The 14,516-nt window shown below is 27.3% G+C and carries 15 protein-coding genes; all 15 read right to left on the bottom strand.

The window, feature by feature from the left end; translation table 11 throughout:
- Position 1 precedes the first annotated feature (1 nt).
- The 15 genes from HZY82_RS02495 to HZY82_RS02425 all read right to left on the bottom strand — a co-directional run bounded on the left by HZY82_RS02495 (position 2) and on the right by HZY82_RS02425 (position 14,479).
- The gene (locus HZY82_RS02495) at positions 2-595 is read right to left on the bottom strand and encodes a thymidine kinase (protein WP_135155822.1); all 594 of its coding nucleotides are present in this window, start codon (positions 593-595) and stop codon (positions 2-4) included.
- 68 nt (positions 596-663) lie between these two features.
- Positions 664-909, bottom strand: coding sequence for a type B 50S ribosomal protein L31 (locus HZY82_RS02490; protein WP_135155821.1), 246 nt, complete (start codon positions 907-909; stop codon positions 664-666).
- A gap of 130 nt (positions 910-1,039) precedes the next feature.
- Positions 1,040-3,400 (bottom strand): replication restart helicase PriA, encoded by a 2,361-nt coding sequence (gene priA, locus HZY82_RS02485; RefSeq protein ID WP_135155820.1) that lies wholly within the window; start codon positions 3,398-3,400, stop codon positions 1,040-1,042.
- Positions 3,401-3,410: 10 nt separating this feature from the next.
- Positions 3,411-4,589, bottom strand: coding sequence for a bifunctional phosphopantothenoylcysteine decarboxylase/phosphopantothenate--cysteine ligase CoaBC (gene coaBC / locus HZY82_RS02480; RefSeq protein WP_179938582.1), 1,179 nt, complete (start codon positions 4,587-4,589; stop codon positions 3,411-3,413).
- A 1-nt stretch (position 4,590) separates the two neighbouring features.
- Complete coding sequence (locus HZY82_RS02475; RefSeq protein WP_135155818.1) at positions 4,591-5,115, bottom strand: hypothetical protein; 525 nt, start codon at positions 5,113-5,115, stop codon at positions 4,591-4,593.
- Between the two features lie 11 nt (positions 5,116-5,126).
- On the bottom strand, positions 5,127-5,873 hold the full coding sequence (locus HZY82_RS02470) for an RsmE family RNA methyltransferase (protein ID WP_135155817.1): 747 nt from the start codon (positions 5,871-5,873) through the stop codon (positions 5,127-5,129).
- Between the two features lie 269 nt (positions 5,874-6,142).
- A complete protein-coding gene (gene rseP / locus HZY82_RS02465; RefSeq protein ID WP_135155816.1) occupies positions 6,143-7,417 on the bottom strand; it encodes an RIP metalloprotease RseP in 1,275 nt (424 codons plus the stop codon).
- A gap of 8 nt (positions 7,418-7,425) precedes the next feature.
- Entirely contained in the window at positions 7,426-8,202 is a 777-nt protein-coding gene (locus tag HZY82_RS02460; RefSeq protein ID WP_179938580.1) for a phosphatidate cytidylyltransferase, read from the bottom strand.
- Positions 8,192-8,953: an undecaprenyl pyrophosphate synthase gene (locus HZY82_RS02455; protein WP_135155814.1), complete on the bottom strand. Its 762-nt coding sequence runs from the start codon at positions 8,951-8,953 to the stop codon at positions 8,192-8,194. The genes HZY82_RS02460 and HZY82_RS02455 overlap by 11 nt, the downstream gene beginning before the upstream one ends.
- Positions 8,954-9,085: 132 nt before the next feature.
- Positions 9,086-9,346, bottom strand: coding sequence for a preprotein translocase subunit YajC (yajC, locus tag HZY82_RS02450; protein WP_135155813.1), 261 nt, complete (start codon positions 9,344-9,346; stop codon positions 9,086-9,088).
- 60 nt (positions 9,347-9,406) lie between these two features.
- Positions 9,407-10,561: a tRNA guanosine(34) transglycosylase Tgt gene (tgt, locus tag HZY82_RS02445; RefSeq protein WP_135155812.1), complete on the bottom strand. Its 1,155-nt coding sequence runs from the start codon at positions 10,559-10,561 to the stop codon at positions 9,407-9,409.
- Positions 10,562-10,573: 12 nt separating this feature from the next.
- Positions 10,574-11,599, bottom strand: coding sequence for a tRNA preQ1(34) S-adenosylmethionine ribosyltransferase-isomerase QueA (gene queA, locus HZY82_RS02440; RefSeq protein ID WP_135155811.1), 1,026 nt, complete (start codon positions 11,597-11,599; stop codon positions 10,574-10,576).
- Positions 11,600-11,633: 34 nt separating this feature from the next.
- Complete coding sequence (locus tag HZY82_RS02435) at positions 11,634-12,836, bottom strand: FtsW/RodA/SpoVE family cell cycle protein (protein WP_135155810.1); 1,203 nt, start codon at positions 12,834-12,836, stop codon at positions 11,634-11,636.
- Positions 12,837-12,839: 3 nt separating this feature from the next.
- A complete protein-coding gene (locus tag HZY82_RS02430) occupies positions 12,840-13,028 on the bottom strand; it encodes a YqgQ family protein (protein WP_135155809.1) in 189 nt (62 codons plus the stop codon).
- Between the two features lie 14 nt (positions 13,029-13,042).
- Positions 13,043-14,479 carry a hypothetical protein gene (locus HZY82_RS02425; RefSeq protein ID WP_135155808.1) on the bottom strand — a complete coding sequence of 479 codons (1,437 nt, stop codon included), beginning with the start codon at positions 14,477-14,479 and terminating at the stop codon, positions 13,043-13,045.
- Positions 14,480-14,516: the final 37 nt, after the last annotated feature.

Genomic DNA, 14,516 nt, shown 5'->3' with positions numbered 1-14,516 from the left:
ATTATAATTCCTCAATATTTTTAATTATTTCATGACAGTGACGACATCTTGCTTCATATGATTCACTTGCTCCTATTATAACAATAGGATCCTTGTATTGGGCTGGTTTACCATTTATAAGCCTTTGACTTACATATGCCTCTCCACCACATTTACTACAAACTGCATGTAGCTTTGTAACTAATTCGCTTACCGCCATTATTTCAGGCATTGGTTGGAATGGTTCAGCCCTGAAATCCATATCTAATCCAGCTACAATAACTCTGATTCCTCTATCTGCTAAATTTCGAATAACACCCACTATAGTATTATCGAAAAATTGAATTTCATCAATACCTATAATATCATATTTTTCATTTTTTATATACTCATATATCTCTATAGGTTTCGTTATAGATGTAGATTTATAGCTTGTCCCATTATGAGTTGTCACCTTGTCTATATGATATCTTATATCTATACTAGGTTTGAATACTATCACTTTTTGATTAGCAATCAATCCTCTTCTAATTCGTCTTAATAATTCTTCTGATTTACCTGAAAACATAGAGCCACATATGCACTCTATCCATCCTACTTTTCGTTTTTCAAACATAATTTCCACCTCTATTGACACCCTCACATAAGAAAAACAGACAACCTGTGCTGTCTGCTTTATAATTCTTACTTGATCCCATATTTTTTGTTGAAACGTTCAACACGTCCATCTGCTTGAGCAAATCTTTGACGTCCTGTGTAGAATGGGTGAGTATCTGAAGATATTTCCACCTTTAATAATGGGTACTCATTTCCATCTTCCCAAACGATTGTTTCTTTAGCAGGTTTTGTTGACCCACTTAAAAATTTGAATCCACTTGTTGTATCTAAAAATACAACTTTACGGTAATCCGGGTGTATTCCTTGTTTCATTGTGTTTCTCCTTTATGCCCTGAACATTTATATATGAACAGAATATTTTATGTGATATAATCACATACTTAAATATTATAATAAATCATCTTTTAAAAATCAAGTAATTAATGTTAGTCATTCTTAAATTTTAAATATAATCATGTGCTGAATTATCTATAGTTAAAGATATCTTATCTTTATTATACACATCTATAAAATAAGTATATATATATTTTAGAGCCTTATGTAATTTATTATACTCACTTTCTGTAAATTTAACTGCTATATTATATTTATACTCATTGTTAATTTTATATAAAATACTCTTACTTGGCCCTAGTATTCTTTTCCTGTCATAATATCTATGTAAAAAATTATAAATACTTATAGCCGCTTGATTAGTTTTATTTTCATCTGTTCCTTTTATTGTGATAAAAGATATATTACAAAATGGAGGATAGTTAATCAACTCTCTCCTTCTAATCTCATAATCATAAAATTTTTTATAATCATTATTTATCGCATATTCAATTATATTCGAATTTATATTTGATTGTATAATAACTTTTCCTTTTTTTTCACTACGACCTGCTCTTCCAGCTGTTTGTACTAACAGCTGGAAGATTTTTTCATTAGATTTAAATGTAGTAAAAGATACTATATTATCTACTGATAAAATTCCAACTAAAGTTATATTGGGAAAATCTAGGCCTTTTGAAATCATCTGCGTCCCTAATAAAATATTTGCTTTCTTGTCCCTAAAATCTTGAAGTAATGACTTATATGCTCCTTTATTGGTTGTTGTATCCGAATCCATTCTTATTATCTTTACCCCAACTAATTTTTCTTTCAAATACTCTTCAATTTTTTGAATTCCATACATTCCAGATATCAATTCAGGATTATCACAACATTTATTTATATCAGAAATTCTTTTCTTATATCCACAAAAATGGCATCGAAGTGCATGATTTTTCTTATGGTAATTTAGACTAATATCACAATTTTCACAATTATAGACATGACCACATGTAAAACAACGAATAAAATTTGTGTATCCTCTCTTATTAATGAATAAAAGTACCTGCTCTCCCCTATCAATAGTTTCTCTTATAGCCTGCATCAATTTTTGTGAAATAATATCTTCTTTGTTATCCAAAGTAACCACATCTATGTCAGGTAAAGTACTATTGTGTCGTTTCACAAGCTTTAATAATCTACCTTGTTTTTTTTTAAGAAATTCATAGTATAAATCTATACTGGGTGTAGCACTAGCATAGACTACTGTAGCTTTATTATATACTGCCCTTTTTTTCGTAATATCCTTAGCATCATACCTAGGTGTATCTTGCTGCTTATACGTAGATTCATGTTCTTCATCTATTATTATTAAACCTAAATTTTCAAAAGGGGCAAAAATTGATGATCTCGTCCCCAAACATATTTTAACCTTAGAATTTTTTATTTTTTTCCACTCTATGTATTTTTCTTTTTTATTGAGCTTAGAATTAAGTACAGCTATATTATCACCAAACACTCTTCTAAATTTGTTCTCAACTTGAGAGGTTAAAATTATCTCTGGTATCAATACTATTGCTTCTTTCCCTTGATCTATACATTCTTTTACTAACTTTATATAGATTTCTGTTTTTCCTGAACCTGTTATACCATGAAGCAAATAATCTTGATATTTATTTATTTGCAATGATTTTTTTACAGTATCAAATACAAATTTTTGTTCTTTATTTAATTGGGTGCTATTTCTATAATAAGATTCATCTAAAAAAATTTTATTTTCCTTAACTACTTCTTTAATAATATCCGCTTCAATAAGCTTCCTTACAACACTCATACCTATTCCTAAAATTTCTTTAACTTCTTTCTTTTTTATTTCTATATGTTCTTTTAGGTAGTCAACTAATAATTTTTGTTTAGGTGTCATTTTTTCTATAATAGTTCCTATTTTTAATTGATAAAATATTTCTCTATCTTCTTTTAATTGATCTTGAGATAAATTAACTAATTTTATAATTGATTTAGATATCATATTCATAATCTCTTCTTGATCTAAAATCTTATCTAGTTTTCTTTTATCTACTATCTTCTCTTTATTAAAATATTTTTTATACTCTGAATTTATCTCATCTACTTCTAATAGTCTATAATATTCCTTATATTTATTTTTTAATATAGTTGGTAACATAGCTTCTATTACTTGGATCTGGGTACAAAATAGTTCATCTGATAAATGTTCCGATAACAATACTAATTCCTCACTTAATACAGGATAACTATCTTTTATCTTATTTATTGCTTTACATTTATTATCATCAAAATCTATATTTTCTTTTTGATTAACTATATATCCTTGTATACTTCTTCTTCCAAAAGGAACTTCCACTCTATAGCCTATATAGTTTTTTATATGATTATACTCATCTGGAACTCTGTAATAATAGCTTTTATTCAAATTAGAGTTTTTTATATCGACTATTACCTCTACAAACATCGATAATCACCTACTTATTCAATAAATTTTCTATTTCATCTAATATTTTTCTTCCTATTTCTTTTTTACTTTCTTTATCAATCTTATTTATATTATTTTTTTTATCAATAATGTATACTTCATTTTCATCTGAAGCAAACCCTATATCTGCTTTAGATACATCATTTGCAACTATTAAATCTAAATTCTTTTTTTTAATTTTATCTTGAGCATATTCTATTACATTATTAGTTTCAGCAGCAAAACCTACCAATATTTGTTTATCTTTATTTTGTCCTAAGTATAATAATATATCTTGTGTTCTTTCTAACTCTATAGAAACATTTTCATCTTTCTTTTTCATCTTTTCATCATACTTTACTACTGGTTTATAATCAGATACTGCTGCTGATTTTATTACAACATCACTGTTTTCATAATTGTTTTTTACGACTTCAAACATATCTTCAGTAGAGACTACACTTATAATGTTTATATTATTGTACTTAGGTTTATATTTTGCTGATGTAACTAATATTACATTTGCTCCTCTTTTAGCAGACTCCTCTGCTATAGCTATCCCCATTTTTCCAGTTGATGGATTTGATAGATATCTAACCGGATCAATATATTCTAATGTAGGTCCAGCTGTAACTAAAATATTTTTATTTAATAATGTTTTTTTATTATATATATTTTTTAATATAGTTTCCGTATCTGCTAACTTCCCTTTACCTAGATCACCACATGCTAATAATCCTATTTCTGATTCTATAAAATTCATACCTAATTTTCTTAATCTATTCATATTAGACTGTGTAATTGGATTTTCATACATTACTGTATTCATGGCCGGAGCTATATAAATTTTAGAAAAGTCTTTTACTGCTAATAATAGAGTAGATGCCAAATCATCAGAAATTCCATTAGCAGCTTTGGCTATTATATTTGCTGTCGCTGGTGCTATTATTATTTTATCAGCCCATTTTACTAAGTCTATATGTTGTATTTGACTTTTGTCTTCTTCCATAAATATATCTACATATACAGTATTTTTAGATATAGTTTGAAATGTTAATTCTGTAACAAATTTTTTAGCATTTTCTGTCATTATCACTTTTACATCATTACCACTCTTTACTAATTCTCTAGTCAATTCCACCGCTTTATAAACGGCTATTCCTCCTGAAACAATTTGTAAAATATTCATTTTATCTCCTAGCCTCATTCCTTTCATACATTGCATTCTTTTCTTCTTGCAAAAGTCTTCTTATTTCTGCTATATCCTCTATTGTTAGTGTTTCTACTTCTTTTTGAGATTCTATTAAATTCTCATTAAAATCATCCTTATTCTCAATATTTAAATTTTTTGTCTTCTCTACCTTACAAACTTCTTCTGAACCTTCCTGGTTTTCTTCTATTTCTTTCTCAATTAAATTACTTTCTTCATTTTCTACATTAGATAAATTACTAATAATTTCTTTACTGTGTTCTTCTTTAGAAACCACTTTTTCCTCAAATTTTTCTTCGTTAGGTATCTTTATTTTCACCCTTAATTTTCTATTTTCTTCTTCTAATTCTTCTAATCTTTCCATAATTTTTTCGATTTTTTGATAATCTTCAATAATTAAATCTAAATATTCATTTACTTCTTGAATACTATAAAATTCTTTATCTTTTTTACTTCTAGTAAATTCTTTTTCATAAATTTCTACTGCTTTTAAGTTAAATTCCATATTTTTTCTCCTTAATTAAGCTCTGAAAAATAAGCTAAACATGATATAAAATATAGCGGAGCTGTCTCCGCCCTCAATATTCTTTTGCCTAATCCCACCAATTGATACTTATTGTCATTGAACACCTTTACTTCATTTGCAGACAATCCTCCCTCGCTACCAAAAATCGCAATTACAGTCTTCTTATATAAATCTCCTTGTAAAAATTTAGATAAATTATTATTATCTATATTAGCAGATTCATTTTCATAAGCAATTAATTTATAATCTATATCTTTATATTTTTCAATTAATGAAAAAATTGTTTTTTCATAATTAATTGTTGGAATAATTCCTCTTTTTGATTGCTCTGATGCTTCTTTAGCTATCTTGCTCCAACGTTTTTTCTTCAAATCGAATTTATCTGCCTTTATTTTTGCTATATTTCGTTCAGAATCAAATAATACTATATTATTTACACCTAACTCTGTTGCTTTTTGTATAAGGTATTCTATTTTATCATTTTTTAAAGGTGGAATAGCTATAGTAATGTCTACATCTAGTTCTGTACTATGCGTAACTTCTTCTATCGGAAATATCTCTACAGTTTCAATATCTACCTTCACTAATTCACATACATATCTTTTGTTATTTAAAAAAGCGACAAATACTTTATCTCCTACCTTTTTCCTCATTACTTTGGTAATATGATAACTATCATCCTTAGACAATATAAAATTTTGTTTATTATAATTTTCTTTTATAAAATACTGTTGCATTATTTTTTCTCATCCCTTAAAAAGTTATATAATATTATAACATAGAATATTTGTTAATCACACTACCTAATACTACAAATTTTAACAAGGTTATAATATAGCATTTTTAAAATTGCAATACACTAACAAAATTATAAAAAAACAAATATTTTCATAATAGTCTATCTAAATATAACAATTTATTAATAAATTATGATCTTATAAATATATTTTCTCCTTTTCATAATAAATAAAAAGAACAATTCAAAATGAATTGTTCTTTTTATTTATTATGAAAATAATCTCGTTATATCATTCCACGTCACTGCCAGCATTAATATTATTAATAAAATACTAAATATTGCTGTTGCATAATACTGTGCTCTCTTACTAAATGGTCGTCCAAATATTCCTTCATATAAAACAAATAGTATTCTTCCACCATCTAGAACTGGAATTGGTATTAGATTCATTAGTCCTAAATTAATGCTTAATAAACCTATCCACTCCAACGTTGTTTCCAGACCACTTTGTGCCACTTCAGTAGTTCTTTCGTAAATTGCCACTGGACCTCCTAATTGATCAATACTAAAAGATTTAAATAGATTTATTATTGCTGTAAATATAATTGTTCCATAATTTAGAGTTTGTATGAAACCATATTTTATAGATTCAAATATATCTCCTTTTTCATAATAATATCCTATTCCTATTAAATATGAAGTATTCCCCTTTTCATCCTTGATAATTTTTGGAGTTACTTTAATAATTTTTTCACTAGACTCTCTCTCTATTTTTAAAGTTATTTCACGCCCCTCTGATTTAGAGATATTAGATCTTATTTCTCTCCAAGTTGAAACATTTGTATTATCAATATCTTTTATAATATCTCCTGTTTGTAATCCTGCAATAGCTGCTGGACTATTTTCAGTAATACTTCCTATTATTGGTTTATTTTGTGGTACCCCATTATATATTGCTAATCCTACAAAAATAAGCGCTCCTAATATAAAGTTGAATAATGGACCTGCAAAAAGAGTTGCAAATTTTTTTTGCCAAGAATGAGAAGAGAACATTCTTTCTACTGGAGCAATTTGCTCCTCCATTCCAGAGAACATAACACATGCATCTTTTTTTACGGTAAACCTCTCTAGTTCTTCACCATTATTTATATAACCTTCAATAAATAACTTTTCAGTTAAATCAAATTCATTAACTTCTATCTCAAGTAATTCTATATCATTGCTTTTATCTAGTATTATTTTCTCTATTTGATCATTTCCATCTAATTTCAACCTTAACTTCATTCCCTTTTGAATATCATAAGGTGATACCTCATTATTGAAATCAAAAACATTATCTGGCATTTTTACATATCCACCAACAGGTAATAATCTGATTGTAAAGTTTGTTTCACCAATTTTTTTATGGAAAATTTTAGGACCAAAACCTATCGAAAATTCTTGACATAAAATTCCGGATCTTTTAGCTATTAAAAAATGTCCTAATTCATGAACTGTTACTACAATAAAAAATACTATTATAAAAACTAATATCCCTTGCATAAAGCCTCCTAATTTATAAATTCTAACAATACAAATAGCATAGGTGCTGATAATATAATTGAATCAAATCTATCTAGTATTCCACCGTGCCCCGGTAATAAATTACTACTATCTTTCACACCATATTCTCTCTTATAGGCTGACTCTATCAAGTCTCCCATTTGTCCAACAATACTTGCTAGGAGGGTGACTATCATTGCTACAAATATATTATTAAATACATTTGTAAACAGATAAAATATAATCGCTACAAATAAAGCTGACATTGTTCCTATTAAAGAACCTTCAATAGACTTGTTAGGGCTAATATTTACAGAGAGTTTTCTTTTACCAAATTTCATACCACCAAAATAAGCTAACGAATCTGTCACCCAAATTGTTAAAAGTAAGAATAATACCCATAGAATATCAAGAATTCTTATACTATACAGTGAATAAAATCCTACTGACACATATCCTGATAAAAATAATACTGTTGAAATATCCACTATTTTTACTTTATGTGATGATATGATTATTTCTGCTAACAATAGAAATACAATAGATAAAAATATTATTAACCAAGTACTATATTCCATATGATTTTTAAAAAATATCGATATTACAAATAAATTTGCTAATAGTAGTACACTTTTATTTATATAACTAAAACAAATTTTTGTTATTTCATATACAGATAGCGCACTCAGTATAATTGTCGCAAATAAAAAATAATTTCCTCCTAAAATCAAAAAAGGAATAAATGCTGTAATTGCTACTATAGCCGTTATTATCCTAACCTTCATGTAAACCTCCGTATCTTCTGTCTCTAGACTGATACTCTAACAAAGACTTAAGGAATTCCTTTTCAGTGTAGTCTGGCCATGTAACATTTGTAAAGATAAACTCACTATAAGCTAATTGCCATAATAAGAAATTAGACAATCTCTGTTCTCCTGACGTCCGTATTAATAAATCTGGTGCTGGTATATTCTTTGTGTACAATTTTGATTCTAATAATTGCTCATCTATGTTTTCTACAGTGATATTACCTTGCTTCACATCGTAAGAAATATTTTTAATTGCATCTAATATTTCTTTTTTTGAGCCATAGTTCAATGCAAAAATTAGATTCAGTCCGGTATTGTCACTTGTTTTTTTTATTGCATTATTTACAGCTTGCTGCGTATTTTGGGGAAGTTCCTCTATATCACCTATTACTAAAACTTTAACATTATTCGCCATTAATTCAGGCATAAAACTAGAGAACATTTTTTCTGGTAAATCCATTAAATAAGATACTTCTCGTTTAGGTCTAGACCAATTTTCTGTAGAAAATGCATATAAAGTTAAATATTTCACACCTAAGTCGCTTGCATATTTAGTTATCTTCTTAACTGTCTGCATTCCCTCATAGTGTCCTTTAATTCTTGGAAGATTTCTTTTTTGAGCCCATCTTCCATTACCATCCATAATTATAGCTATATGTTTTGGTATTTTTTTCAAATTAAATCCTTGTTCTTTTTTTATTTCTTTTTTCTTAAAAATATTAAACATACTATCTCCTAAGTACATACTTAATCCTTATAATTTTAGCACATATTAATCATTAAGTCACTACATAGCTTAATATATCATATTAAAAATAAAAATTAGCATGAATAAAAATTCATGCTAATTTTTATTATATTAGGCTACTAATGATTTAATAGCATTTCTATCCATTTTCACCTCTGTTTTTGGAGCAATTCTTAAGGTTATAGTAGCAGTTCCTACTTCTACTATTTCTCCATATATTCCTGAAAATGTTACTACATTATCACCAGATTTTAAAGAATCTTGTAATAATTTTAATTCCTTATTTCTTTTGTTTTGCGGTCTAATAATAAAGAAATACATAGATCCAAATATTAACGCAAACATAATTATGCTATATAAGTTTTGTGACATTATACTATTTTCCCTTCAATTATTTATAAATTATATTGTACTATATATTTTTGATTATTTCTAGAAATTTTTAGGATTTTTTTTGTTTAATCCATATTTTTCAAAAAATTCATTTTTATAATCTAAGAACCTATCTTCTAAGATAGCCTGTCTTATATTTTTCATTAGATTAAGTAAAAAATAAATATTGTGAGTTGTTGCAAGTCTCGCACCAAAGGTTTCATCTGCTTTAAATAAATGACGTACATATGCTCTCGTATAATTTTTACAAGTATAACATCCACAATCTTTATCTAAAGGTGAAAAATCTTCTGAATACTTAGCATTTTTAATTACCAACCTTCCCTCACTAGTCATACATGTTCCATTTCTAGCAATACGTGTTGGTAAAACACAGTCGAACATATCTATACCACGTAATACTCCTTCAAATAAAGCATCTGGCGATCCCACTCCCATTAAATATCTAGCCTTATTATTCGGTAATATTGGGGTAGTTTCTTCCAAAACCCTGTACATAATATCTTTAGGTTCTCCAACAGATAAACCACCTATAGCATATCCTGGAAAATCCATAGATACCAAATCTTTAGCACTTTGTCTCCTTAACTCTGAAAATCCAGCTCCTTGAACTATTCCAAATAAAGACTGATCTTTTTTATTTTTCTGTGCTTTTAAACAACGTTCTGCCCAACGGCTAGTCCTTTCAACAGATTGCCTAATATATTTATAATCATGATTAAAATCAGGACATTCATCAAAAGCCATCATTATATCGCTTCCTAAAGACGTTTGGATTTGTATAGCCTTTTCTGGTGATAAAAATAATTTTTTTCCTGATAGATGATTTTTAAAAGTTACTCCCTCTTCTTCTATCAGTCTGAGTTTACTTAGTGAAAATACTTGAAAGCCTCCAGAATCAGTTAGAATACTACCATCATAATTCATAAATTTATGCAGCCCTCCTGCATTTTCTACAATTTTTTCACCTGGACGTAACCACAAATGGTATGTATTTGCCAGTATAATATTAGCCCCCATATCTTTAACCTCTTCTGGTGACATTGTTTTTATAGTTGCTTGTGTTCCTACCGGCATAAAAACTGGTGTTTCAAATGTTCCATGTGGCGTATGAAGCCGACCTAATCTTGCTCCAGATTGTTTACATGTTTTTATATGTTCATACCACACTGCATTTTCTTTTAATTCTCTCATATTTTTCTCCTATTAATATATAAACATAGCATCTCCAAAAGAGAAAAATCTATATCCTTTTTTTACTGCTAACCCATATAATTCTAACATATTTTCCCTAGTGTAAAAAGCACTTACTAACATGATTAAAGATGACTTAGGTAAGTGAAAATTGGTTATTAATGCATCAACACACTTAAATTTATACCCAGGATAAATAAATATATTCGACCAACCGCTTTCTTTTTTTATCTTCCCACTATTATTACTTGCAACTGTTTCTAAAGTCCTTGCACTAGTAGTTCCAACCGAAATCACTCTTTTACCTAATTTTTTTGTTTCATTTATTAAATTTGCTGCTTCCTCATCTATTTCATAATACTCTGAATGCATTTTATGATTTTCAATATCACTAACTACCACAGGTCTAAATGTACCTAAACCTACATGTAAAGTTACATAGGCTATATTCACACCTTTATCATTTATTTTTTTTAATAACTTTTCTGTAAAATGTAATCCTGCTGTAGGTGCTGCTGATGACCCTACTGCCTTAGAGTATACTGTCTGATATCTTTCTTTATCTCCAAGACTCTGTTTTATATAGGGTGGTAAGGGGATAGTTCCTAATTCGTCTAACCTCTCTTGAAAAATACCAGTATACTTAAATTTAAAATATCTAAATCCATCTTCTTTTGATTCAATACATTCTGCTTGCATTATATTTGAAAAGTTAAGTATCGTTCCAACTTTTACTCTTCTTGCTGGCTTTACAAGACATTCCCATAAATTATCTTCTATATTTTTTAATAAAAGTACCTCAATTGATGCTTTAGTATCTTGTTTTTCTCCTATTAATCTTGCTGGCATAACTCTAGTATTATTCAATACTAGAGTATCTCCTTTATTTAAATACTCAAGTATATCAAAAAAAGATTTATGCTCATAATTATCTCTTGTCCTATTAATCACTAATAATTTACTAGTATCTCTTTTTAATAAAGGTGTCTGAGCTATTAAATTTTCTGGTAAGTAAAAATCAAAATCTTCCAATTTCATAATTATGTTCTCCTTTATATGATAAAAAGGTAGCCTAATTGCTACCTTTTACATATTTTATGTGTGATAGTAAATTCATTACAATACCCAACGTAGCTGATAATACAAACATAGAGCTCCCTCCAAACGAATAAAAAGGGATGGGTACTCCTGTCATAGGTAATGCTGCTGAAATACCTCCTATATTTACCATAGTTTGTGTAAATAACAAGGCAGCAAAACCTAATGAAAAGATAGATTCAAAAGTTCTTCCTGAATTCAAACCAGTATATAAAATTTTTGTAATTATAATTGTAAGTAAAGTAACTACTACTACCACACCCATAAAACCAAATTCTTCCGCAGTTATAGCTAAAATAAAATCCGTATGAGCTTCTGGTAGATATCCTAATTTTTGAATAGAATTACCTAACCCTTTACCAAATAAACCACCATTCCCAAAGGAAATCATAGAATTAATTATATGCTCATTGGAGTTACTTGTTCCCGCAAACGGATCAAAAAAAGTTTGAATTCTATCTAATTGATATGCGGCTCCTCCCGAAATTAAACCTCTGATATATATAACAAAAGCTAATCCTATTAAAGACCCTATTCCTACTTTTACAAGAAACATTATATTTCTAAAGCTAATATTAGCACATAACATTATAATTATAACTACAGCTATAGTTATAAGCATAGTTCCAGTGTCGTTTTGTGTAAAAATTAAACCTAGTATTGCTATGGGGATAGCAAAAATTTTTACTAAGACAGTTGGTTTAGTTGGTCTTCTTAAAATTTCTTTTCTTGCCTCTAAAATTAAAGCCATATAAGCAATAACAAAAATTTGAGCTAGTACTGATGGTTGAAATGTAAATCCTCCTATATTTATCCAAGAGTATGCTCCATTCACCGATGATCCAAACCTCGGAATTATTAATAATACTGCTATAATTAAAAATCCATAACTATAATAAGTTCTATTTTTAAATATTTCATATGGCACTATTGAGAAAAATAAAAACGCAACTAATGAGACTATAGCCCAAACACTCTGTCTGATCAAAAAATAATTTGATGATACTGGAATCCCATTAGTAAACATTCCATATTTATTCCCAATCATAGTTGCACTATAAACCATAATACAACTACTTATCAGTAATAACACTAATGATAATGTAACCGATATATCTAATTTAGTTAATCTCTTTTCTTTAGCGGCTCTTTTAAATATTTGTTTAAATTTAATCATACACTAACTATACTGTCTTTCTTGATTTATTATACTTATTGCTAATAAAAACTCTTTTTGAGGTATAAGCTCCCTTTTATACAACTCTCTAACCTCAAAATCAACTAAATCTAAATAATGCCTTCTATCTTTCATATACACAACAATTCCATACGATTTTAAAAGTTGTTGGATATCATAAAAATTTCTCATAATATTCTCCCTTACTATCCTAATTCATTTTTTAAATCTTTATATACTGTATTAGCTGAATCAATTTCTATAGCTTTATTTATATATTCTTTACTCTTTTCAATATTATCTTCTGAATATTCAATCAATGCTAATTGATAATAATTAGGAGCAAAAGTGTTATCAAAGTTTATTGCCTCCAAAAATACCTTTTTGGCTTCCGATATAGATACAGTTGCCATTTTCACTAAGCCCAATTGGTAATAAGTAACAACTGATTTATTTTCTGATAACAATTCTTTTTCTAAATCAATACTAGACGTCTCTTCATTAATATTCTCAAAATTATCTTTTACCAAACTATAATGATAATTATTAATTTTAGATTTCACATCGATATTTAAATATTGAATCATTAGACCAGAAATAATAAAAAGTCCTATCAACAAATAAAATACTATAATATTTATTTTTTTATACAGAATAAGCTGTATCAAAGCTCCCAATACAAAAGAGACTAAATAATGTATAATATTTATATTAGTATCTACTACTAATAATGTAGCAACTGTATATACTATCGGTATAATAGTCGCATACATAAGCTTCAAATTATTAGTCCTCTTATTATATTCTACTATAAACATAGAACCCAATAAGGAAAATATTGATAAACTAACAACATCTACATTATCTAATTGTCTAAATAATCGTAAAATATTATATATTATTGTTGTAAAAAATATTATAATTCCTGTTGATTTTAAACTTATACAATTCCCCAAAAATACTGCCATACAAACAACCGTTATTACTACTATACTTAGTTGATTGGAATTACTAAAAACTAAAATATCAGTAAATAACCTATAAAATTCACCACTGATTATTTTTTGATAATTGTAATCTATATATTCATATAATTTAAAATTTTTTAAATATAATAATAAGTAATTTGCCACAAATCCTAAAATAAATATCAGAGCTAAAATCATAAAGTAAAAATTGATAGCATATCCTGAGGATAATTTTGAAGCATACTTATCTTCTACTTTATTTTTATATCTATTATTATAGACAGCAAAATTAATAAATTTTTCATCTTTCTTATCAATGAAATTAGAAATATTTTTTTTAGTAACTAATATTCTCTCAATGCTTAAGGTATCAGAAACTTTGTATTTTTTATATTCTTGTATATTACTTTCTGAATTATCCGTAATATGTAAAGTTTTAATTTTTAAGCTTGATAATTTAAATACTTTTTTTAATCTTTTTTCATTATTTATTATATTATACACATTAGAATCAACATCTGCTAACTTTAAATTTTGTGTAAATATTAATCTAGTAATTTCATTATAAGAATTTATAAACCATATGTCTTTTTTTTCAGATCTATAATGTAAAATATCATAATTATATTTAGTAGCATATAAATATGCTATCTTCCAAAATTGCTTTTCACTCATTAAATTTCAATCCTTAATGAATAAACTTAAATAGCCT

The sequence above is a fragment of the Gemella sp. GL1 genome, from assembly GCF_013415365.1.
Lineage (GTDB): Bacteria > Bacillota > Bacilli > Staphylococcales > Gemellaceae > Gemelliphila.
This window is presented reverse-complemented; position numbering and strand designations above follow the sequence as displayed.